This is a genomic window from Sphingobacterium arenae (genome assembly GCF_014692505.1).
In the GTDB taxonomy this organism is placed as follows: domain Bacteria; phylum Bacteroidota; class Bacteroidia; order Sphingobacteriales; family Sphingobacteriaceae; genus Sphingobacterium; species Sphingobacterium arenae.
Genome location: NZ_JACNYK010000006.1, coordinates 95,336 through 118,840 on the forward strand (window position 1 = coordinate 95,336; position 23,505 = coordinate 118,840).

The 23,505-nt window shown below is 43.1% G+C and carries 13 protein-coding genes; 12 read left to right on the top strand and 1 reads right to left on the bottom strand.

Going from position 1 to position 23,505, the window contains the following annotated elements; all coding sequences use genetic code 11:
- Positions 1-182: 182 nt before the first annotated feature.
- From H8B17_RS17340 to H8B17_RS17355, 4 genes are read left to right on the top strand one after another with little or no spacing between them, the layout of a single operon-like run.
- Positions 183-3,320 (top strand): GH92 family glycosyl hydrolase, encoded by a 3,138-nt coding sequence (locus H8B17_RS17340; RefSeq protein WP_190310499.1) that lies wholly within the window; start codon positions 183-185, stop codon positions 3,318-3,320.
- 10 nt (positions 3,321-3,330) lie between these two features.
- Positions 3,331-6,807 (top strand): glycoside hydrolase family 38 N-terminal domain-containing protein, encoded by a 3,477-nt coding sequence (locus tag H8B17_RS17345; RefSeq protein ID WP_190310500.1) that lies wholly within the window; start codon positions 3,331-3,333, stop codon positions 6,805-6,807.
- Positions 6,804-9,146 carry a GH92 family glycosyl hydrolase gene (locus H8B17_RS17350; protein WP_190310501.1) on the top strand — a complete coding sequence of 781 codons (2,343 nt, stop codon included), beginning with the start codon at positions 6,804-6,806 and terminating at the stop codon, positions 9,144-9,146. The genes H8B17_RS17345 and H8B17_RS17350 overlap by 4 nt, the downstream gene beginning before the upstream one ends.
- 6 nt (positions 9,147-9,152) lie before the next feature.
- A complete protein-coding gene (locus H8B17_RS17355) occupies positions 9,153-10,724 on the top strand; it encodes a sulfatase family protein (RefSeq protein ID WP_190310502.1) in 1,572 nt (523 codons plus the stop codon).
- A gap of 21 nt (positions 10,725-10,745) precedes the next feature.
- Here the strand turns inward: H8B17_RS17355 and H8B17_RS17360 are convergent, their stop codons facing one another.
- Positions 10,746-11,483, bottom strand: a complete 738-nt coding sequence (locus H8B17_RS17360; RefSeq protein ID WP_190310503.1) for a GntR family transcriptional regulator — start codon at positions 11,481-11,483, stop codon at positions 10,746-10,748.
- 139 nt (positions 11,484-11,622) lie between these two features.
- On the opposite strand from H8B17_RS17360, the gene H8B17_RS17365 reads away from it, so the two are divergent.
- The 8 genes from H8B17_RS17365 (at position 11,623) to H8B17_RS17400 (ending at position 23,419) form a co-directional block, all read left to right on the top strand.
- Positions 11,623-13,371, top strand: coding sequence for a class I mannose-6-phosphate isomerase (locus tag H8B17_RS17365; RefSeq protein WP_190310504.1), 1,749 nt, complete (start codon positions 11,623-11,625; stop codon positions 13,369-13,371).
- 12 nt (positions 13,372-13,383) lie between these two features.
- Complete coding sequence (locus H8B17_RS17370) at positions 13,384-14,544, top strand: MFS transporter (protein WP_190310505.1); 1,161 nt, start codon at positions 13,384-13,386, stop codon at positions 14,542-14,544.
- Positions 14,544-15,674 (top strand): ROK family protein, encoded by a 1,131-nt coding sequence (locus H8B17_RS17375; protein WP_190310506.1) that lies wholly within the window; start codon positions 14,544-14,546, stop codon positions 15,672-15,674. The genes H8B17_RS17370 and H8B17_RS17375 overlap by 1 nt, the downstream gene beginning before the upstream one ends.
- 387 nt (positions 15,675-16,061) lie before the next feature.
- Positions 16,062-19,190 (top strand): SusC/RagA family TonB-linked outer membrane protein, encoded by a 3,129-nt coding sequence (locus H8B17_RS17380; protein WP_190310507.1) that lies wholly within the window; start codon positions 16,062-16,064, stop codon positions 19,188-19,190.
- 11 nt (positions 19,191-19,201) lie between these two features.
- A complete protein-coding gene (locus H8B17_RS17385) occupies positions 19,202-21,166 on the top strand; it encodes a RagB/SusD family nutrient uptake outer membrane protein (protein ID WP_190310508.1) in 1,965 nt (654 codons plus the stop codon).
- Between the two features lie 40 nt (positions 21,167-21,206).
- Positions 21,207-21,959: a DUF3823 domain-containing protein gene (locus H8B17_RS17390; protein ID WP_190310509.1), complete on the top strand. Its 753-nt coding sequence runs from the start codon at positions 21,207-21,209 to the stop codon at positions 21,957-21,959.
- A 213-nt stretch (positions 21,960-22,172) separates the two neighbouring features.
- Entirely contained in the window at positions 22,173-23,051 is an 879-nt protein-coding gene (locus H8B17_RS17395) for a diacylglycerol/lipid kinase family protein (protein ID WP_190310510.1), read from the top strand.
- 20 nt (positions 23,052-23,071) lie between these two features.
- Positions 23,072-23,419 (top strand): translation initiation factor, encoded by a 348-nt coding sequence (locus tag H8B17_RS17400; RefSeq protein ID WP_190310511.1) that lies wholly within the window; start codon positions 23,072-23,074, stop codon positions 23,417-23,419.
- Positions 23,420-23,505: the final 86 nt, after the last annotated feature.

The following is a 23,505-nucleotide window of genomic DNA, read 5'->3' on the forward strand; positions in this document are numbered from 1 at the left end:
TTCTTTATTTAAATATACGCATAGAAGGCGATTTTTATGAAATGTTAAATATTTCGTTTACTTTCTATGGTAAACGACTCATTTTTTCTTCGTTTTTCTCCAAAAAATATTTGCATTATTAAAACTTTACATATACATTTGAACATACTTTAAATGTTCATACATTAAAAATAAGTAAAGCTATGCATTATAAACCCCTTTTCTTTTTTTTCTTAATTAACTGGATATCTATTTTTGGCAGTCGAGCGGAACACATTATTTGGCAACTTGGTGAAAACAACAATAATGCGAAAGAATTTGCGCTTGCACCCAAAGAATATAAACGTTTTCTAGAAAAAGATTTTGGATATGAAGATCGTTATTTTCTTATTGGAGGTTCTCAACTGAACCAAGATTTCCCTTATATCTTGCCTGGTCCTGCGGATTCCTGGGGTGGCACCGGACCTACATCTGGCTGGCGGACACATGATGTCAATATTCTTTTTGGGTTGGGAAAAGTGCCACAAAACGAAAAATGGACACTGGTTTTGGATCTTGTTGATAACCATCAAGCCCAAACGTTAGTAAAAGTAACCGTCAATCATAAAAGCAAGACATTCAGATTAGGTAAGAATGGCTCGGCAGAATCACTACTAGGGAATACATCACAAGCAAATGAATCTATTCTCGAACTGGGGTTAATGAGCGAAGATTTAAATGAAGGAGGCAATATGGTAACGGTCAGTGTGCTGGAAGGTTCATGGATTATATTCGACCATATAAAACTGGAAGGTCCGCAAAGAACACAATTGCTCAGCCACGACAAAGTTTTTATTCGGCAGGTATCAGCCGCCGATTATCAAACAACGCATCAAGATCAGCAATATCAACCGTTATTAGTAGATGTTGAACATTTAAAACAAAGACCTGAGCTAAAAGTGCTATTGGATGGAAAGCAAATATTTGCCGCACAGCTAGACACGGGACGCTATATTTATGAAGCATTAATGCCGGCTGTATCCAAAAGTAAAAATAGTAAATATAAGGTAGTAGTCGATGGTAAAGTCGAACAGGAAGGTGTCGTTTTACGGAATAAACAAAAACAGCAAACGTTAGCCGGATATGTTGATACAAAGATCGGCACTGCCCACTCGCGATGGATGATTGCTCCTGGTCCATGGATGCCTTTCAGCATGGTGAAAATAAGCCCGGACAACCAAAACATGGGCTGGCAGGCAGGCTACCAACCCACCTTTGAATCTGTCGGAACATTTAGCCATATCCACGAATGGACCATGGGAGGTCTCGGTCTTATGCCGGTCAATGGAACGCTAAAAACAAAAATAGGCGATGAAAGAGATAATAATTCAGGCTATCGGTCGGCGGTGGATAAGTCTACCGAACGCGCACCGATAGGCCGATATGAGGTATTATTGACCGATTATGATATTAAGGCAGAGATGACAGCGACAACCAGGGCAAGTTTCTCTCGTTATACATTCCCGCAGGATAAAGATGGTAGGGTGATGATCGACATGCATATCAATGCGGAATACGACTATCAGTTAGTAGATGTAGAAATAAACAAAGTAAGCGACTATCGCATTGAAGGTCGAAGCCATCAGATCTCTCCCCGTCCTCATGTGTGGAGTAACGATGCCGATCAGGATTATGTTGTTAACTTCGTCATCGAGTTTGATCGCCCGATAAAAAATGTAGGCGGATGGATCAATGAAGAAGTAAAATTTAGAGCGGCTAACATTAAGGGGAAAAACCTAAAAGATGCCGGTATGTTCGTGGAATTTGAGACATCAGATCAACCTGTAGTACAAGTACGCACGGGTATTTCCTTGGTGAGCATAGCCAACGCGTCAGAAAATTTAAAAACAGAAATCACCGATCCTTTTGGGTGGAGTTTCGAAGCGGTAGAAAATAACCAGATAGCCGTATGGAATAGCTATTTCGATCGTATAAAAATTCAGACGAACGATAGAAACGAGAAAATAAGGTTCTATAACAATATGTATCGGTCTATCTGTAGTAGAAATACCTGGAACGATGTCAATGGAGACTGGATGAGCGCTGACGGCGTTAAACAAACGCTAAAAAATCCCGAACACCGTGTTTTGGGTTGCGACGCGTTTTGGAATACATTCTGGAACCTAAACCAGTTCTGGAACCTCGTCGTACCCGAATGGTCTTCTCGATGGGTCAATTCACAATTAGCGATGTATGATGCCAATGGTTGGCTGGCAAAAGGTCCGGCAGGGATGAAATACATACCGGTTATGGTCGCCGAGCATGAAATACCATTGATCGTAGGTGCTTACCAGATGGGCATCCGCGATTTTGATACCGAAAAGGCCTTCGAAGCGGTCAACAAAATGCAAACGACCCCCGCACAGCCCGTGGCTGGAGGATTTGCCGGAAACAGGGACTTGCTACCTTATCTGCAATATTCGTATGTCCCTTCCGATAAAGGACGGTTTTCGAATACCTTGGAATATGCTTATGATGACTGGACCGTGGGCCAATTTGCAAAATCTCTTGGCAAGGAAAAGGAATATCAGATCTATAATAATCGGGGAAGCTGGTGGAAAAATGCGATTGACAAGGAAACCGGTTATGCCCGGTTAAGAGATAGCGAAGGGAAGTTTGAATCGCCTTTTGACCCGTTTCATTCCGGTAAAAACCACCATTATGTGGAAGGAAACGCGTGGCAGCTGACGTATTTTGTTCCGCAGGATGTAAATGGGCTAGCGGATTATATCGGTAAAGACCGATTTTTAGAGCGCTTGGAGTGGGGTTTTAGCGCAAGCGAGCCCTGGCGGTACAATGCACCAAACGACCAGTACTGGGATTTTCCCGTCGTACAGGGCAATCAACAATCCATGCATTTTGCATTTCTCTTCAACTGGGTAGACAAACCGTGGCTCACCCAAAAATGGTCCCGTTCTATTATAGACCGCTATTACGGCAGTGGCCAGGCCAACGCCTACCTTGGTGATGAAGATCAAGGACAGATGAGCGCCTGGTTTATTATGGCTGCTTTAGGACTGTTCCAGACGGATGGAGGCTGTAGCGTCGAGCCGGTGTATGAAATAGGTAGCCCGATGTTTGAAGAAATAGAAATCAACTTAGGCAACAGATATGGCCGCGGGGATAAATTCATCATCAGCGCAAAAAATGCTTCGCGCAAAAATGTATATGTACAACAGGCGACCTTAAATGGTAAACCGCTTCAAAGCTTTAAGTTCTCCGCGAAGGAATTGCTTAACGGAGGCAACCTAGTGCTGGAAATGGGGCCGACGCCCAATAAAAACTGGGGAGTAGAACAGTAAAGCAATCCGTATGATGCGATTTCTCCTATTCATTATATTACAGATCTGTCTCCAATGGACCTTGTCGTCTGCACAGGAAACCTCGATATGGCAAGAGCTTTCCGCGTCGCATATACAAGTGTCGGTCAGCAGTGCGTTTGAACATTTCGCCGCAGCGAACCTACTTACAGACAAAAGCTTTGTACAAGGAAGACTGGTCAAGAATGCGCAGGGCAGAGACATGTGGCTCTCTAAGGTAGCGGAGCACAATGTACAAGGCAACCAACAGGTGCCGAAGGGCAAAGGCTGGATACTCTTCGAATTTGACAAACCGTATAGGTTGGAGCAAATGGGGATCTGGAACTATAACCAAAATGACCATACCAAAAGAGGACTGAATAAAGTATATATTCACTATACGCAAGATGACAAACACTGGAAGCCTCTCCGTAATGGGGAGAAAGACCATTTCTATTTTCCGGAATCGGGAGGTTCTTTCGAACAGGACATGGATCTCTCCATTGCTTTACGCGGATTGGAAATAAAAGGTTTATGGATAACAATCGACGCCGACTCGGGGAATCATTATCACGTTCCTCATAATGCAGGCATTCTACAGGATGCCGAGCGAAGAGCACAGAACATCAACTATTATGGGTTAGGAAAAGTCAGATTCTATACACGAAAAAAGCTACCGATCGGCAAGCTGCCGAAACTGGACGGCCTGCAGTTCATAGCTGCCCAGGGGTACCGAAAAACAGAGGATGGTCCCGCCCGTGAATTTCGTCTAACCTTCGACCAGCCGCTATACACAGGTGGAAAACTGCGTCTTCAGTGCAGAGGACAACAGAAGATCCTGCACATTCCTACGAGCGAAAGAGGTCTTTACGAATTCCGTGGAACGCTAACAGCGGGGCTCATGGAAAATGAAGAGCAGTTACAGTTGGTCTTTGAAAGCCTCCAAGGAAAGATAGAAAAGCAATTGAATATACCCGGGGCACGTAAATGGGAAATACATTTCTTAGCGCATTCACACCAAGACATCGGCTATACGCACCGGCAGGCCGAGGTTTTACAACGCCAGTGGGACAATCTGGAGTTGGCACTTGATTTGATTGATCGGACGGAACACTATCCGCCACATGCCCAATTCAAGTGGAACACGGAAGCAACCTGGTATCTACAGGCTTACTTGCAGCAGTATAAAGACACGCCTAAAGCCGCCAAATTGAAACAGGCTATTCGGAATGGCCGTATTGGTGTGGACGCTTCTTTGGGCAGTATGTTGAGTGGAATAAGCCGGCAAGAGGAGCTTATGCATTATTTTGATGATGCCCAGGCGTTGGAGAAAGAATTGGGCATGGAATTCCAAAGTGTGCTGTTCAGTGATGTGCCTGGCGCTGTATGGGGTATGACATCTGCGTTGGCACAGAATAAAATCAAATATTTTTCGTCGGCACCAAACTATACGCCAAGTTATCCCGGAGGCGGCAGTCGACTGGCACATTTCCATAGGATATGGGGAAATAAACCGTTTTATTGGACTTCGGCCTCTGGAGAAGATAAGGTCTTGTATTGGGCGACAGGTACCGGATATTCGCTCTTTCACAGCTGGATATACGACCGGCTATCGGTATGTGGTCTTGATCCGATATGGGAAATCCTCCAGAATATGGAAAATGATGCGTATCCCTATTCTATTTCGTATATGCGTTATACCATACACGGTGATAACGGGCCACCGGATCGCGAAATGGCGGACGTGATCAAGAAATGGAACGAGACCTACGCCTACCCTAAATTTTCTATCTCTACTACCCAGGAAGCATTCGAAGCATTGGAACAGCGCTATGGAAATGTACTGCCTTCCTATGCTGGCGACCTCTCTCCGGTTTGGGAAGATGGGGCGGCTTCAAGTGCCCGGGAACTGGGTATCAATAGGAGAACGGCTGAAAAACTCAACCAACTTGAAGTACAGTGGACTATGTTATCCCCAACAGATTTTCCAACGGAACAATTTAAAGCAGGGTGGAAATATGTTAACTTATTTTCGGAACATACGTGGGGAGCGGCTAACAGCTTCCATGATAAAAATAGCGCGTTTACCAAAGATTTATGGGAAGAGAAAAAAGGTTATGCGCTGGCAGCAGACAGCATCTCCCGAACGTTGGAAGCGGAACTGATGGACAAAATTCGCCAAGAAGAGGGCGACTATATACAAGTACTCAATAGCAACTCCTGGGTTCGAACGGATTTGGTATCTTTTGTTTCCCATCGGGATCTGCACAGCTTGTCCGTTCAGGACGAACAGGGCAATATCTTCCCACTACAGCAACAGCAGAACGGGAATTGGTGCTTTCTCGCGAAAGATATCCCGCCTTTGGCTTCCCGGGTATACCGTTTGGTCAGTCATAAACGGAATTACCCGTTGACCTTGCAGACCCAGGATAATGAGATGGCAAGCGACCGGGTAAAGATTGGGTTGGACGGGCAAGGTGTGATTACATTATTGACATTTGACAAGGATCCGCATAATTATGCCGGAGCGGAGGGTTTAAATGGATTTATACATTCCAAAAGAGGATTGGAGGAACTTTCAGATGAGGTTACGAATACCATGGTCCGCATCATTGAAAATGGACCTGTATTCGCGGTGATTCGTATAGAATCGGACGCGCCGGGATGCGAAAAATTATATAAGGAATTGACCTTGATACGGGGTATAGACCGACTAGATATAGCGAATATCATCGATAAAAGTGAGACCGATGGTTTTGAGAACCTGCGGTTCCATTTTGATTTTAATGTGACCAATCCCGAAATCAATCTGGATCAAGCCTGGTGTTCTGTATTCCCTGAGCGGCAGCAGCTACGTGGTGTAAACAAAAATTATTATGCTGTACAAAATCAACTTTCGGTAATGAATGGCGATAGAGCGATCGTGCTGACCACGACGGAAGCTCCTTTTATAGAGCTCGGTAACATGAGTGCGGAGGGTTGGCGTACGCAAAGCCGTTCGCGTACCGATTGGCAGCTTAGCGCTTCACTCGGTAGCAGCCATATATATTCTTGGGTAATGAATAATTCATGGACAACCAACTATAAAGCCTCACAGCCGGGCATAACTTCCTTTCATTACAGCATTTCTCCATCTAGCCCGGATAACTTGGCTGCCCATAAGCGAAAAGGAACAGAGGTCGTTCAAAAATTGACGACGATATGCACATCCAACAAAATGCCGATTGCTGCACCTTTTGAAATTGTAGGGACAAAACAAGTGGCACTTTCGACCATGAAGATGATCGATGGAAATCTCTTCCTGCGGCTGTTTAACCAAGATGATGCGACATCCCGTTTCCAGATAGATTGGAAAAACTTTAAACACTACCATAAATATAATTGCGATAACAAAGGACAGATTATCAGCAAACTCGATGAGGAAGATCTATGGTTAAAACCATATGCTGTTCAGAATATACTGGTCACCCTAAATAATGTCACGAAATGAAAAAGATATTACTCTACATACTATTTTTATCGATTTGCTTACCGAGTGCAGCTTTCCAGTATCAAACTGCAGATAGCTTAACCACCTATGTAAAAACGGATATAGGAACGGCGCATTCCAGATGGTTTCATTATGCTCCCGCTTCGGTACCTTTTGGTATGGCAAAAGCAGGCCCTTCGACAAACGGGCATTATGGAAACACCGGTGGCTGGCAAGCGGTGGGATATGATCCGCATCATACATCCATCGAGGGTTTTCCAAATTTCCATGAATTTCAAATCGGCGGGGTTGTTTTCGCACCCGCAACAGGCAGATTGCTGACTTACCCTGGTAAACTGGAGACCCCGGAAGACGGATATCGCTCTACCTTTGATAAAAAGGATGAGTTTTCTACACCGGGCTATTACGCCGTTTATCTAAAAAAGCATCAGGTAACCGCAGAACTCACGGCGACGAAACGGGTGGCTTTCCATCGTTATACTTTCCCCCGCTCCAGTCAATCGCATGTGCTCTTTGATATCGGAAATAGACAGGGAGAAAGTGGTCCCGTATTGGATGCCTACGTCGAATATGACGGCGGATACCGCATCGAGGGTTATGTGATTACGAATCCAGTATATGTGGATATTTATCAAAAGGGAGCGGATGTCAAAATGTATTTCTCGGCAGTGGTTGACAAAAAACCAACGTCGTGGGGAACGTTTAAGGGAAAGACAAAAATCGAAGGTAAACGAAAAGAAAAGGGTGTAGGTGCCGGAATTTACCTAAGTTTTGATACAGAAGATCAAGAAAAGATACTCATAAAAGCGGGGTTATCCTATACATCGATAGAGAATGCACGCCAAAATCTAAAGCAGGAAGCGGACGAGCTCTCTTTCGAACAAGCCAAAATACGCGCTTCGCAGGAGTGGAATAATATGCTGGGCAGAATACAAGTGGAAGGAGGCAAACAGGACGATAAAATAAAATTTTACACCGGTTTGTACCATGCGTTGTTAGGTCGGGGTCTGGCTAGTGATTGCAATGGCGCATACCCTAAAAATGATGGCAGTATAGGGTATATACCTACCGATATTCACAATGTCCCTATCCATCAACATTATAATACCGATGCCATTTGGGGGGCATTCTGGAATCTCACACAGCTATGGTCCTTAGTCTATCCCGAATATTACGACGATTGGATAAAAAGCCAGCTCCTGGTGTATAAAGATGCTGGGTGGCTAGGCGATGGTATAGCGGCTAGTCGGTATGTCTCCGGTGTAGGGACGAATTTTACCAGTCTGGCAATCGCCGCAGCCTATAATGTAGGTATCCGAAATTTCGATGTACAACTCGCTTACGATGCCGCACGTAAAAATGAATTGGACGGTCACAACCGGATTGCCGGAGCGGGCAAGCTCGATGTATCGCAATTTGTGAACAGAGGATACGCACCTTATGTAGATGAACTGCACATGCAGACCACAGCGGCAGGTTCAGGTTTCGCCGCTTCGCATACCTTGGAATATGCATTCAGCGCCTATGCGGTAGCTAATTTTGCAAAGGCGTTGGGAAAGCGGGAGGATTATAAAAAATTACAAAAACTGTCGCATGGCTGGCGTCTGCTGTATGATGATAAGTTAGACTTGATCCGCCCGAAAGACACGCTGGGTAATTTTATCGAGCATTTCAATCCACAGGAGCCCTGGTGCGGATTTCAGGAAGGAAATGCCATACAATATACGTTCTATGTACCTCATCATATCGAAGATTTAGTCCGTAAAATGGGTAGAAAAGACTTTATTAACCGGCTGGACAGTATTATGCTCTTATCGGAGGCCGATTACTTCGGTGGCGGTAAAACCCTTGATGCTTTTTCTGGTTTGCAGGCCGTTTACAACCATGGGAATCAACCCAACCTCCATGTTTCCTGGCTTTTCAATTTTGCAGGAAGACCTGATCTGACCCAAAAATGGGTGCGGGCCATATGTGATAAATTCTATGGCGTATCGGATATACATGGTTATGGTTTTGGGCAGGATGAGGATCAGGGACAATTAGGGGCTTGGTATGTGATGGCGGCTATGGGACTCTTTGATGTCAAAGGATTAACGGCGGAAATACCCACTTTTCAATTCAGCACGCCGCTTTTTGAGAAGATCCGCATACAGCTAAATCCGGCATATTATCCTGGTGAAAGATTGTATATCCGCACAAAAAAAGAAAGCGAGGACGCAAGATACATACATGATACACACTTTAACGGGAAGAAAGTCAGCGGATTCGAAATCAAATTCCACGATCTCGTTAAGGGCGGTGAATTAAAATTTAATACCAAAAACAATCCTAAACGGTAAAACAACATGAGAAAATATAGCTTACCTCTTATGCTATGCACCATGCTGGCATGTTTGAACCCACAGGTAAAAAAAGAGGGGAATAAAAAGCCCAATATCGTCTGGATCATGTCTGATGATCATTCCTTTCAAACGATCAGTGCGTATGGACACCCTATTTCTAAATTGGCGCCAACACCGAATATAGACCGAATAGCGGAAAACGGGGTCGTATTCGACCAAGCTTTTGTAGAGAACTCAATTTGTACGCCCAGCAGGGCTACCCTGCTGACGGGTATGTATAGCAAAAATCATGGTCAGATGCTTTTTGGATATGGTCTGGATACGGACAAAACGTTCTATTCCGAATATTTGCAAAAAGCGGGCTATACCACAGCGGTATTTGGAAAATGGCACTTAGCGGCCGAACCGAAAGGTTTTACTTATTATGATCTTTTTGATGACCAGGGCGATTATTATAACCCAGCCTTCCGGAACCCGACTACTGAGGGAAAATACATACAGGAAAAAGGGTATGCCACAACACTGGTTACCGACCATGCCCTTACTTGGCTGGAAAAAGAAAAAGACAAGGAAGAACCGTTTTGCTTGGTCATTTTACATAAGGCTCCACATAGAAACTGGATGCCTGATCTTAAAAATTTATATGCTTATGAGGATGTGACCTTCCCGGAGCCCCCAACGCTATTTGATGATTACGCGACCCGCGGAGGGCAGATGGAAGTACACGAACTTAGTATTGCACAACACCTGGGGTATGCTTTCGATCTAAAGGTCGAAGCGTTAAAAAATGAGCCTACCCTAGACTATATCAGAGATAGCTGGGCGCTTGCCATGGATAGACTGGATCCCGAACAACGTAGAGTATGGGACAAAGCCTACCGTTCCATCCACCACGATTTCCTACAGAACAGACCGGAAGGTAAGGAACTAATCCGTTGGAAGTACCAACGCTATATCCGGGATTATTGCAAGACGGTCAAATCCGTAGATGAAGAGGTAGGTCGTGTACTGGATTATCTGAAAGAAAATGATCTCGAAGACAACACGATTATTGTTTACACATCGGATCAAGGGTTTTTTATGGGAGAACATGGCCTCTACGATAAAAGATTCATGTATGAAGAAAGCTTCAGAACACCCTTGATGATAGCTTATCCCGGTCATATTGAAGGGGGACAGCGTACGGACAAACTTGTACAAAATATCGATTTTGCCCCTACTATATTGGATGCCGCCGGGATAAAAATCCCCGATGACATGGACGGCCGATCACTGATGCCCATCCTCAGAAAAGATAGAAACCTCAAATGGAGGGATGCGTTATATTATGCATACTATGACTATCCAGCTGTGGGCGGCGTACGGCCGCATTATGGCATACGGACCGATCGCTATAAACTAATCCATTGGAAAAATGTAGACCCAAAGACGAATCAAACAGAATTTGACCACTGGGAATTATATGATCTTAAAAAAGATCCTTTGGAGGTTAATAATGTATATGATAAAACCACCTATCACCAGATTCGGCAAACGCTAAGGAAAAAACTGGAACCTTTTGCAACGAATAAGTAATGCCTACGTATACTATAGAAGCTATCTTTCAGCTTCTATAGTATACGTAAAACTATCTGCACGGTAATAACCTATATTGTATTCAATAGGCCTACCTTTATCGTCATAAACAAATCTCTTTCTGACCAATATCGGATCGGTAGCCTTGATTTCGAGTTTTTGAGCAACCAAGTCTCCCGCTAGCCGCGCATACACTTCTTCTTTGGATGTCTTTACGGTGACGCCGAAATCTTTCTCGAGAATCTCATACAAAGGACGTCGGAAGTTTTCGTCAGACGACAGGGGTATATCTGGATTGAAATAAGAAATAAAGTAAACAAATGGATAACTGGTATTACCACGAACGCGCTCCATCAACAGGCATTTGTTATTGTCTTTTTCTTCCAGCATAAAAAAATTGGAAATTTCCGTGGGAGCATCGGTATAGCGAATATGCAATTCAAAATTTTTAACCTCTATACCCAGCATCTTCATTTCTTGAGAGAAGCTCAGCCAATTTTTAACACCACCCACAATCCCCTTCCGTACGACTCGTGTTCCATGTCCTCTTTTACGTAACAGTAATCCTTCATATACCAACTTATTGATAGCTTGTCTCAATGTATTTCTTGAAATGTTCAACATTTTAGCGAGCTCAACTTCAGTAGGAAGTAGTTTGCCTGCTTTGTACTCTTCCTTCTCGATCAATTGTCTTAAATATGTTTCTGCCTGAATATGAAGTGGATCTATGTCCTTTTTTTCTAACGAGTTGCTTTTCATGTATACCTAATATATCAAAATAGCCAAATTTTAGGTAAAAATATGAAATAAAACAATATTTATTCAAAAACAGTTTGACAAATAGAAATAAATTATATATTTGCACATACTTAATTTGTTCATACATTAAATAAAACAAATGACTGCTCAAAAAAAACGCTCAAATTATGACAAGTATCCCGCTACCATTATATCCGGTCAGATACACATTGGATGGGATAATATTCGCTCTATTTTCCGTCCACTTATGGAAAGCAATAGTGTACTGGCAATTGATATGTATGTAGGCGTATACGAGTCCGAAATAGCGGAAGCTTTAAAAGTCCTTCATCCCGATAAAGTTATCCTCACCCGAGATTTATTAAAATCAGAAGAGGAAATCCGAAATATGACAGCCCCGTACGTTACGGAAGACATTTTGTTTGGCTATGTCACGCCTCTTAAGCTTGTTGACTATTTTGATCCGGAAGCGTTGACTGCTGCTAAAGAACAGCTGGAGCAGCACAACGGAAGTGCTATCGTGTTAGGTATAGGGGCCTCGCTGGTGGCTCCTGATTCTGCGACGTTGGTCTATGCTGATCTGGCACGTTGGGAACATCAACTCCGTATGCGAAAAGGCAGCGTACATAGTATTGGTATAGATAATAGCAAGGATACTTTTGAGAGCCAGCACAAAAGATGTTATTTCAACGATTGGTTGATCTGTGATGCACATAAAGAATCTCTATTTGATCGTATCGCATTGTGGATAGATACCCATATAGAGGATACACCTAAACTCATCGATAAGGCAACATTTATGCGGGGGGTCGATGAAACGGTAAACCGTCCTTTTCGTGTAGTGCCGTTTTTTGCTCCGGCACCGTGGGGTGGACAATGGATGAAAGAGGTTTGCGATCTAGACAAAGAAGTCGTTAACTATGGCTGGTGCTTTGACTGTGTGCCAGAGGAAAACAGCCTTTTGTTTTCCATCGAAGGAACCACATTTGAACTCCCATCGATAAATGTAGTGCTACTCCGTGCAAAGGCATTGTTGGGAGGGCCTGTAGAATCCCGCTTTGGAAAAGATTTTCCTATTCGGTTCGATTTCTTAGACACGGTAGGCGGCGGGTATCTCAGTTTTCAGGTACACCCCACTACCCACTACATACGCCAGCATTTTGGAATGAAATATACACAAGATGAAAGCTATTATGTGCTGGATGCTAAAGAAGACGCGATGGTATATCTGGGCTTGAAGAACGAAGTGGATAAAACACAGATGACACAAGACTTACGCGATGCGCAGCAAAGCATCATGCCGTTTGACGCGGAGAAATATGCTAATAAAATACCGGTAAAAAAACATGATCATTTTTTGATCCCTGCCGGAACGGTGCATTGCTCCGGACCGGAGACCTTAGTACTGGAAATAAGCTCTACACCCAACCACTTTACTTTCAAAATGTGGGACTGGGGAAGATTAGGACTCAATGGCAAACCTCGTCCCATCAATGTGGAACGTGGTCTGGAAGTAATAGACTGGGAAAGGGATTACGACTATACCATGAAATATCTGGTGAACACCATAGAAGCGGTAAACAGTGGCGATGGCTGGTCGGAAGAGCGGACAGGTCTACATGATCATGAGTTTATAGAAACCAGAAGGCACCGATTTAGCAAAAAGGTTGTGCATCATACAGGTGATAGCGTGAACGTACTCAATTTGGTCGAAGGCGAAGAAGCTATTGTAGAAAGTATAGACGCAAGTTTCGAACCTTTTATTGTGCATTACGCCGAAACCTTTATTATTCCTGCTCATTTGGGGCAGTATAGCATACGGCCATACGGCGCGTCTGAAGGAAAGGAATGCATGACCATAAAAGCGTACGTCCGTTTCAAAGCATAAAATCTGGATAACATGAGCACCAAAACAAATCGCATCAACGTATTTATCCCTATTCTACTCAGCTTTTTTGTAATGGGCATGGTCGATATCGTAGGCGTATCTACGAATTTTGTCCGGGTCGATTTTAACCTAGGTACATTTGCCGCATCAGCACTACCTATGATGGTTTTTTTATGGTTTGCCGTATTTTCTATCCCGGCAGGTCTGTTGATGAATAGATACGGACAGAAAAACACGGTGGTCCTTTCCATCGGTATAAGTATCGTCGCATTAACCATACCGACGATTTATTATACATTCCCCAGCATGCTCTTTGCTTTTGTTTTACTGGGTATTGGCAATACCATCTTGCAGGTGGCTATCAATCCACTGGCAAGCAATATCGTAAGTGACGACAAGCTGGCGGGCATGTTGACCTTCGGCCAATTCACAAAAGCCATCGCTTCTTTTTTAGGCCCCATCCTCGCCAGTTTTGCTGCTTCGTATTACGGTGATTGGAAGCTAGCTCTGCTAATGTATGCTTTCGTATCAGCCGGCACAGGAATCTACCTCTATTTTACACCTGTTGAAGAAAAAATACGTCACCGGGAAACATCAGGTTTCGGTGACATCATCGGGCTGTTGAACGACAGGAATACCCTGCTACTTTTTTTTGGCATCCTTGTCGTTGTAGGCATCGATGTATCCATGAACACATTTACGCCCCAATTGCTTATCGAGAAATTGGGCATGGAAACCGATAAAGCTGGGTTAAGCTCCAGCCTGTATTTCGGATCACGCATTGCAGGCTCTTTTCTGGGCTCTTTTCTGTTGTTACGCATTGCTCCGGCTAGATTTCTGAAAATAAATATGTTGGTGGCTGTTCTAGGGGTACTATTGATCTTGCTCAACCAAACAAATTGGATAATTTATTTGGGTATTATCCTAATGGGGTTTTGTTGTGCAAACGTCTTTTCGATTCTATTTACCTTTGCCTTACAACGGAAACAAGATAAACAAAATGAGATATCATCTTTAATGATCATGGGTGTTGCTGGCGGCGCTATCATTCCGCCTATCATAGGCTTTGTTACCCAAAAAACGGACATTACATTCGGCTTCAGCTTATTATTGATACTTGTGCTTTATCTTCTGGCGATTTCCTTCAAGTTTGCACCTAAAAACATCCAATAATGTACCAATTTGACAACAGAACTGTACTCACGCTAGATGCCGGAGGTTCGAATTTTGCATTTTCGGCTATACAAGGTAATAAAGAAATTATCCCTTCATTTACGCTACCGGCTTCCCCAAATGATCTGGGTAAATGTCTAAAAATATTAATCGAAGGTTTCAGCCGTTCGGTCGCACTGCTCCAAACGAGCGGCTCGCAACCTCCCGTGGCGATAAGTTTCGCCTTTCCCGGTCCTGCCGACTACAAAAACGGAATTATAGGTGATTTACCCAATTTTCCTGCTTTCCGTGGCGGTGTACCATTGGGCCCTTACTTACAACAATATTTTAAATTGCCGGTATTTATAAATAACGATGGCAATTTATTTGCCTATGGAGAAGCGTTGGCTGGTGCACTGCCGGCGATCAATCAACTTTTGGAAAACAAAAATGGTGGCCGGAAATACCGAAACTTAATTGGATTAACCTTTGGAACGGGCTTTGGGTCGGGGGTGGTGATCAACAACATCTTACTCGACGGAGATAATGGCTGTGGTGGTGATATCTGGACTTTCCGAAACAAGCGATATCCAACAATGCTGGCCGAAGAAAACGTAAGTATAAGAGGGATTATACGGGAGTATGGCAACCTCGCTGGTGTACATGCTGCTGACCTTACCCCTCAGGATATTTTTGAAATTGCAGAAGGCAAAAAGAAGGGGCATCAACAAGCGGCTATCCGAAGCTTTGAACTGCTCGGTGAGGTGGCTGCGGACAGTATAGCCCATATGATAGCCATTGTGGATGGGTTAGTGGTATTGGGAGGTGGACTGATGGGGGCTCAAAAATTCATTATGCCCGCGCTCATGGAGGAGCTGCGGACATCCTTGCATACCTTCTCCGGAGACTCCTTCAATAGACTGGAGACGCAGGTCTTTGATTTAACAGATGTCAACGACCAGCAGAAATTCTACGCTAGCGCGTCCGAAAATAGATTTATCTCTTTCAAGAACGCCGAATCGGTAAAAATGGACATTAGATATAACGAAAGAAAACAGACTGCCATAGCCGTTTCTTCTCTCGGCACGAATCGAGCCATTGCCATTGGTGCCTATAATTTTGCTCTCCATCAACTTGATCATGATCAATAAATCATATCACTAATTTGTTGGTACATAGGGAAGATATAATGGGTTAGAGATTCGTTTTTATATGAAGAGAAAATATTACATACTAACCTATTTTTTGTATGAAAACGAATATAAACGCTGATTATTAATTATTTATATTGTAATAAGTTGTTCATCCACTGTCAAAAAAATAAAAAATAACGAGTTTTTTATTTTGATATTAAATATGCACAAATTATATTTGTATGAACATATAAATAAAACGATATGTGATCTTATTCCCATATTTTGCGATGGCGGATAGAGAATTTAAAAATACCATACTATAAACCATGAAAAGATATGAGCAAAACGAATACTCCCATTAACGGATCTTTATTATTCATTTCCAATAAAACCTATAGATAAATGTACAGAATAACAGTTTTAACATGGGCGCTGTTTCTGATAGTTACAGCATCATTTGGACAGGGCCAAAATCCAGTCGTCATAAGCGGTGTAGTACAAGACAAACTCGGGCTGCTCAAAGGAGTCACCGTTAGTGAAAAGAACGCTAAAAATACGACGACGAGTGATGACAAGGGAAGGTTCACCATTACCGTTGCCCCGGGGAGCACGCTTACCTTTCAATATATAGGTTACAAACCTGTAGAACACGTTGTTACGACCACGGACGATATCCGGATTAGCATGGAGAATGATAACCAGATGGTCGAAGAGATTGTGGTGGTGGGATATGGCCAGCAAGCCCAGAAAACAATGACAGGAGCGGTATCTGCTATTAAAGGCGAAGAGATCGTCACGACCAAAAACGAGAGCCTTCCCAATATGTTGACAGGTAAAATTCCTGGGTTGCGTGTTGTACAGAATTCAGCTGAACCGGGCCAGTTCAATAATTCTATGGACATACGCGGGCTGGGCTCCCCACTGATTATTATTGACGGTGTACCCCGTAATAACATGGCACGTCTCAATCCGGAAGACATAGAGAGCATTTCGGTATTGAAAGACGCCTCAGCTGCGATATATGGTGTAAACTCGGCAAATGGCGTTATACTCATTACGACCAAAAAAGGAGCGCAAGGGGAAATCGATCTTAGTTATTCCGGCAGCATGCTCTGGCAACGGCCGTCAAATTTTCCAAAACTGGTAGATGCCGTAGATTGGATGACACTCTATAACGAACGAAGCTCCCATAATGTGGATAACCCTACCCGCCCGTATACGGATGAACAAATAGAACAATATAGAAGTGGCGAACTGAAGAGTACGGATTGGGTGTCCGCTATATTCAGAAATAGTGCTCCACAGCAGATGCATACCCTTAATGCATCGGGGGGAAGCGATAGAATATCGTTTTATTCCAGCTTAGGGCTGCAAAAACAGGAAAGCTTTTTACGCACCAACGCTATTAATTACGAAATATTCAATTTGCGATCGAATATTTCGGCTAAAATAACGGACAATCTGGTGTTTGACATGAATCTTGCCGGCACGTTGGATGATCGCCAATCAACACCTTATAGTTCGTCGGATATTATCCGCGGCATGTGGCTCATGCAACCTATGGACCGGGTATTCTATGATGACGAACAGACAAAATATTGGCAACCGTCAAATGGGGGGTTACAAAATCCGGCGGCTATGATGGATAGTGATCTGGTCGGTAAAAATGAATACCGAAGCAAATGGTTCCAATCCAATTTCTCTTTACGATACGACGCTCCATTTCTAGATGGGCTGTATGTAAAGGGATTATATAGCTACGATTATACCTTAAATGAAAATAAGGAATTCAGTAAAGCTTACCAGCTGTATGACTCTGGAGGAAACCCAAGGACATGGAACGCACAAAGTGATGCACCTAACCGGGTGGCAAGGTATTTTTATGGAAAAGATGCTAACCTATGGAATGTGCAAATAGGCTATGAAAAACAATTTGAAGATCATTTCATTTCGTCCATGGCGCTCTTTGAAAATACCCATCGTGAGGGCGACAACTTCTACGGCAGTAGGCAGTTGGCGTTACCACTGGACCAGATATTTGCGGGAATAACGGATAAAATGCAAATAAATCAAAGTGTAAGCAGCGGTTCGTTATACGATTATGCTTATCATGCGTACGTCGGTCGTTTAGCTTATAACTATAAGAGCAAATATCTCTCGGAGTTTACTTATCGGTATGAATCGTCTTCACGGTTTTCGGGACAGTCGGGCTGGGCAGGTACGCCTGCTGTCATGGCGGGCTGGGTGATATCGGAAGAAGATTTTATGAAAAATTCTTCTTTAAATTTCATAAACCTATTCAAGGTAAGGGCTTCCTATGGGAGAATGTTGGATGATGCCGCAACAAATGATTACAACTTCTTAACAGGATATTACTATCCTGCTACCGGGGGAAGCAGTGTCAGCTTACCTTCCGGATATGTATTCGACGGAAATTTTATCAACAGCTCCAGCGATAAGGGTATTGCGAACAGAGCGATCACCTGGTATAAATCAGATATGTTCAACTTGGGACTTGACTTTGATGCCTGGACGGGTAAATTCGGCGGTACATTAGAGCTTTTTCAACGCAAACGACACGGCCTCTTAGCTACCCGTAGCCAGTCGCTTCCCGGTATTGTTGGTGCCGCCCAACCTCAGGAAAATCTCAACAGCGACTTGACAAGAGGTATCGAACTTGAATTATATCATGCAGATAAATGGAAGGACCTTTCTTACAGGATTGCAGGAAACATTTCTTACACACGCGTAAAAACACTGCATTTTGAACGAGCTAGAGCGGGCAACTCTTACCTAAACTGGCGTCAGAATAATAACCAACGCTACAATAACATTTGGTGGGGGTATGCGGGCGATGGTATTATTACAGATTGGGACGACCTCTATTACAATACAACCTATATCAGTCGAGGTTCGACATTGGGTGACTATCAATATCTCGATTGGAATGGTGACGGACAAATTAGTGACCTGGACGTACATCCGCTAGCTGTCAACGGCATGGTACCTTTGATAAACTATGGTATTACCTTATCTGCTAGCTGGAAAGGAATTGACCTCAATATGTTGTGGCAAGGGGCGGGAAAGCGGTATTTTGCTGCGCGGGAGTTTTTATACCAACCCCTGTGGTCGGATACCAATGCATTGACCGAATTTCTAAACCGGTGGCGCCCCACAAACCCAGAGGCCAGTCCTTACGATCCGGCTACAGAATGGATAGAGGGAGATTATGCTTTTACGGGCACGAATCCGAATTATAATTCTGAATTTAATATTCAAAATGCGGCTTATATCCGATTGAAATCGATAGAATTAGGATATTCCCTTCCTTCGGACTGGCTGACCAAAGTCAACCTTAAAAAGGTGAGGCTCTATGTGAACGCTTATAACCTGTTAACATTCACTAAACTAAGATATATGGACCCGGAATTCTATTCTAATCCAGATGTATCTAGAGGCGGCCTAGGCGATTATGGATATAGCTATCCGTTAAACAAAACAATATCAGTCGGTTTAAACGTGAATTTTTAACTTCAATTACCATGAAAGTACATCAATTTATATATGCATTCTTCTTGTTGATAGTAGCCGGTTGTACGAAACTGGATATACCACCTAAGAATATCATCAGTGATCCCGAGATTTTTGGGACAAGTGAAGGCGTTTTAAGTTATATGGCAAGAATGTATAGTACACTGCCTATGGAGGATTTCCGATATAACTATGAAACAAACGGGCTATTTAATAATGGAGGAACAAAATACAAACAACAATCTGCATTGACTGGCGAAGCGCTCGGAAGAGACACGCAGGGAGCCGATGCGGAAAACGCAAGTTATTGGGACGCCGCGTATGCAGCCATCCGGACAGCAAATATGCTTTTGGAAACTCTTCCGCAATACCAGGAGTTTCATTCGGAAGATGAGGTTAAAACTTATTTAGCGGAGGCCCGGTTTATCCGAGGCTTTATTTATTATTCTCTGGTAAAGCGTTATGGGGGAGTTCCTAAGGTGGATATGGTTATCGATTATCCGGCTTCGGTAAGTCTCGAAGAGACCTTGTTGCCCCGTGCTGCTGAGGAAGAAATATGGGATTTTATAGGAGAAGATCTCGATTTTGCAATGAACAACCTTCCAGAAAACAATCAAAAGGGTAGGGCGACAAAATATGCGGCAGCAGCATTCAAATCCCGTGTTATGCTACACGCCGGTTCGATAGCCAAGTATAACACAATTGAAGAAATTGACAGAGGAAACAGAATCTGCGGAATACCGTCTCAAAGGGCAACGGATTACTTTAAAGCTGCATATGACGCCAGTAGGATTCTGGACGAGACAACGAAGCACCGCTTGTATAAAGACGAATGGGTAGCTGACGATGCAGAGGCGCAAGCGCAAAATTTCACCCATATTTTCCTCAAAGATACTTACGAGAATATATTTGTACGCTACTACAAAGATCCCGAAAGTCTGCACAATTTTGATGACTCGGCACAGCCTATGCAAACTTCTTCCGGTGGAAATAACTCGGAACTCTGCCCCACCTTGGACTTTATCGAAATGTTTGATGGAATCGAAAAGGATGCAGACGGTCATTTTGTGTTTTTGGATGCAAACGATAAATACAAATTGTATGCATCTCCGTTAGATGCATTTGTCAATGCAGAACCTCGATTGAAAGGCACGGTTATTCTGCCGATGTCCGAATTTATGGGACAGACAATTGATATACGAAGAGGGATATGGACTGGGTCGAGTCAAAATGGTATTTCGCCTTTAATGCCTGCTGGTAGTGTGGTGAATTATACAAATGTCTATAATGAATCGAGCCCGCTTAAGCTTTCGAGCAATTTTGCTTTTAACAATGACCCGGGCAATCAGATTACATTGAAAGATGGCAGCAGAAAAAAGAGATCTGGCGAAAGTGGTGTCGTATCTGGTTGGGATTTCGGTAATATCAGCGGATTCTATCTGCGAAAATACCTCAACCCTGAACAGACAGATAATAACGGAAATAAATCGACGCAGAGCTGGATAGAGATACGTTATGCTGAGGTATTGTTGAACCGGGCAGAGGCGGCCTATGAACTCCTTACAGCTGGAGCGGCTTCTTCTGGTGGAGGAGATTATAGGCAAGATGCCTTTGACTGCATCAACCAGATAAGAGAAAGGGCCGGCGCAACGCTTTTGGTTTCGCCCAGTGCGATCAATAGTATAGATACCATCCGTACAGAGCGTCGAAAAGAACTGGCATTCGAACACAAAACATATTGGGATCTTAAGAGATGGAGAATTATGGAGGCTGAACAGAGCAATAAGCGTTATAGAGTATTGTATCCTTTTTATTCAACTGACGCCGATAAGTATTTTCTGGATGCCCGCTACATGGAGTCTAAAGGTGGTGGTGCAAATTATATCTTCAATTTTGATAGCCGTAATTATTATCAAATGATTCCGCCTGCGGAAATAACAAAAAATCCGAATTGCAGACAAAACCCAGGGTATTAATGAGCGGTGAATTATTTAAAAAAAAAAGACTTTTAACGATATGAAAGCATTAAAACTTCTTACAAAGATATGTCTGTTGCTCTTCATGACCACGGGTTGTGAACAGGACAATTTTCCGGCGCCTCAAGAAACCTTTAAAGGGAAGTTCGTCGACAAAAACAGTGGAAAGCCATTTCAGACAGCAATTGGGAATACGGGGATACGTATTCGAATGATGGAATATAGTTGGGACGATAAGCCGCAACCGTATGATTTCAATTGTAAAATGGATGGCTCATTTTATAATGACAAGATTTTCTCAGGTTACTATGGTATCCTGCCGTCAGGAGCGTTTGTGCCGCTAGAAGAAGAACGTTTAGAGATAAAAGGGGTTGTTGAGCGCGTATATGAGGTAGTACCCATTCTTCAAGTAGAATGGATGGGAGAACCTGTTTTAAATGCCGATAGAACAGTAACCTTCAAGGTTAAACTTACATACGGAAGTGAAGATCCCCGGTACCGGACGCCGTTGGTAGAATCACGGCTATTTGTTAGTGAAAACCAATATGTTGGCGATTTTAGCTTCAGTCCGAATTATACCATTATCTTGAATCCGGCCCAAATGGGATTAACAGCATCGACGATATTAGATGACGATGGTGTTGTATTAACCATTACAACTGCTCAAGCCCAAAAGGCTTTCCCGGATTACAGCAGAAAATATTTTTTTAGATTTGGAGCACGCTCGCAGATATCTTTTGATGCCACAAATAGGTATAACTATACCGACGTCAAAGAGGTACTTATTCCATAGTAAAGCGTAAACGTATTTACCGGAATTATACACGGTATTGCACAATCCTCAATTGACACTAAAAGTCGCATCCGAATATTTGAAGTATGTAGAAATTTGCATATTGCACTGCACATTATTTCAAATATTCGAAGCGACGATTTTTTTGGTTCTTTTTTGAGGGAAAAAAGAACACAAATAACGTTATCTTTATAACCTATTTCGGATGAAGATATGCGTCAACGTAAACGAATATTGTTTGTAATTAACCCAATTTCAGGAGGGAAAAAGAAGACGGCGTTCAATAAGCAGGTGCTGGAGGTGCTGGATCTTGAAAAATTTGATCCGACATTTAAGATCACCGATCACGCTAACCACGCGTTTGAACTAGGGAGATCGGCGATTGAGGAGAGATATGATGCGGTAGTAGCCGTGGGAGGTGATGGTACAATCAACGAATTGGGATCTGCGATTTCGGGAACAGATATGCCGTTGGGGATCATTCCCGAGGGATCGGGAAACGGCTTGGCGCTTTATTTGGGCATTCCACTCAATGAATCGGCCGCCATTCGACGAATAAACCGCTTTGAAACCACAGAGGTCGATACGGGGGTGGTGAACGGGCGACATTTTTTTAACATTGCTGGGCTGGGTTTTGATGCCTCTGTAAGTGACCGTTTTGCTACGGATAACATCAGAGGGCCGATTGGCTATTTACGTTCGGCTATTAATGTGTTAAGTGATTTCCAACCTAGTACCTATACCTTGTTGATAGATGGCAAGGAATATCAGAAAGAGGCTTTTATGGTTAGTGTGGCAAATTCCCCTCAGTATGGTAACAATGCCTATATCGCGCCGCAAGCATCGATCAATGACGGTTTGCTGGATGTATGTGTCGTAAAAAAATTTCCGCTCTATCTCTTTCCAAAAATGGTATTTCACTTGTTCACGAAGAGTGCTGACCAATCGGAGTATGTGGAAATTATTCCAGGGAAGGAGATTACTATTCTGCGGGACGAAAAAGGACCGGTGCATGTCGATGGAGAGCCTGTGGAAATGGGGAAGAAGTTGGAAATTACGATTAAACCGAGATCATTGAAGGTTATTTGTTAATGAAGTAAGAAATGACGAGTATGAAAAAGAAAAAACAACGTTTTGAAGGTGTCGTCTACTCGACAGCAGATGATTTTAGTTATATCGATATGGAAGGAACTGTCGAAGAAGAGACGCTGCCTGTTGCGAAGCAAAAATTGAAGGTGCTTTTAGATCGTAAAGCGCGGAAGGGAAAAGTTGTTACAATTGTACAAGGTTTCGTAGGAACCGAAACAGATTTGAACGATCTGGCAAAAAAGTTAAAACAAAAATGTGGCGTAGGAGGAGCGGCAAAAGAGGGTGAGATCTTGATTCAGGGGGATTTTAAACAGAAGATTTTTGATTTGCTGCAAACCGAGGGGTATGCTGTGAAATTGGCTGGAGGTTAGTGTTTTATCGACACTTATTTTGTTAAAATAAGATAAAAGTAGAACTAAAAACTGTAAAATTATGACAATTGCTTGATGATGTTTTT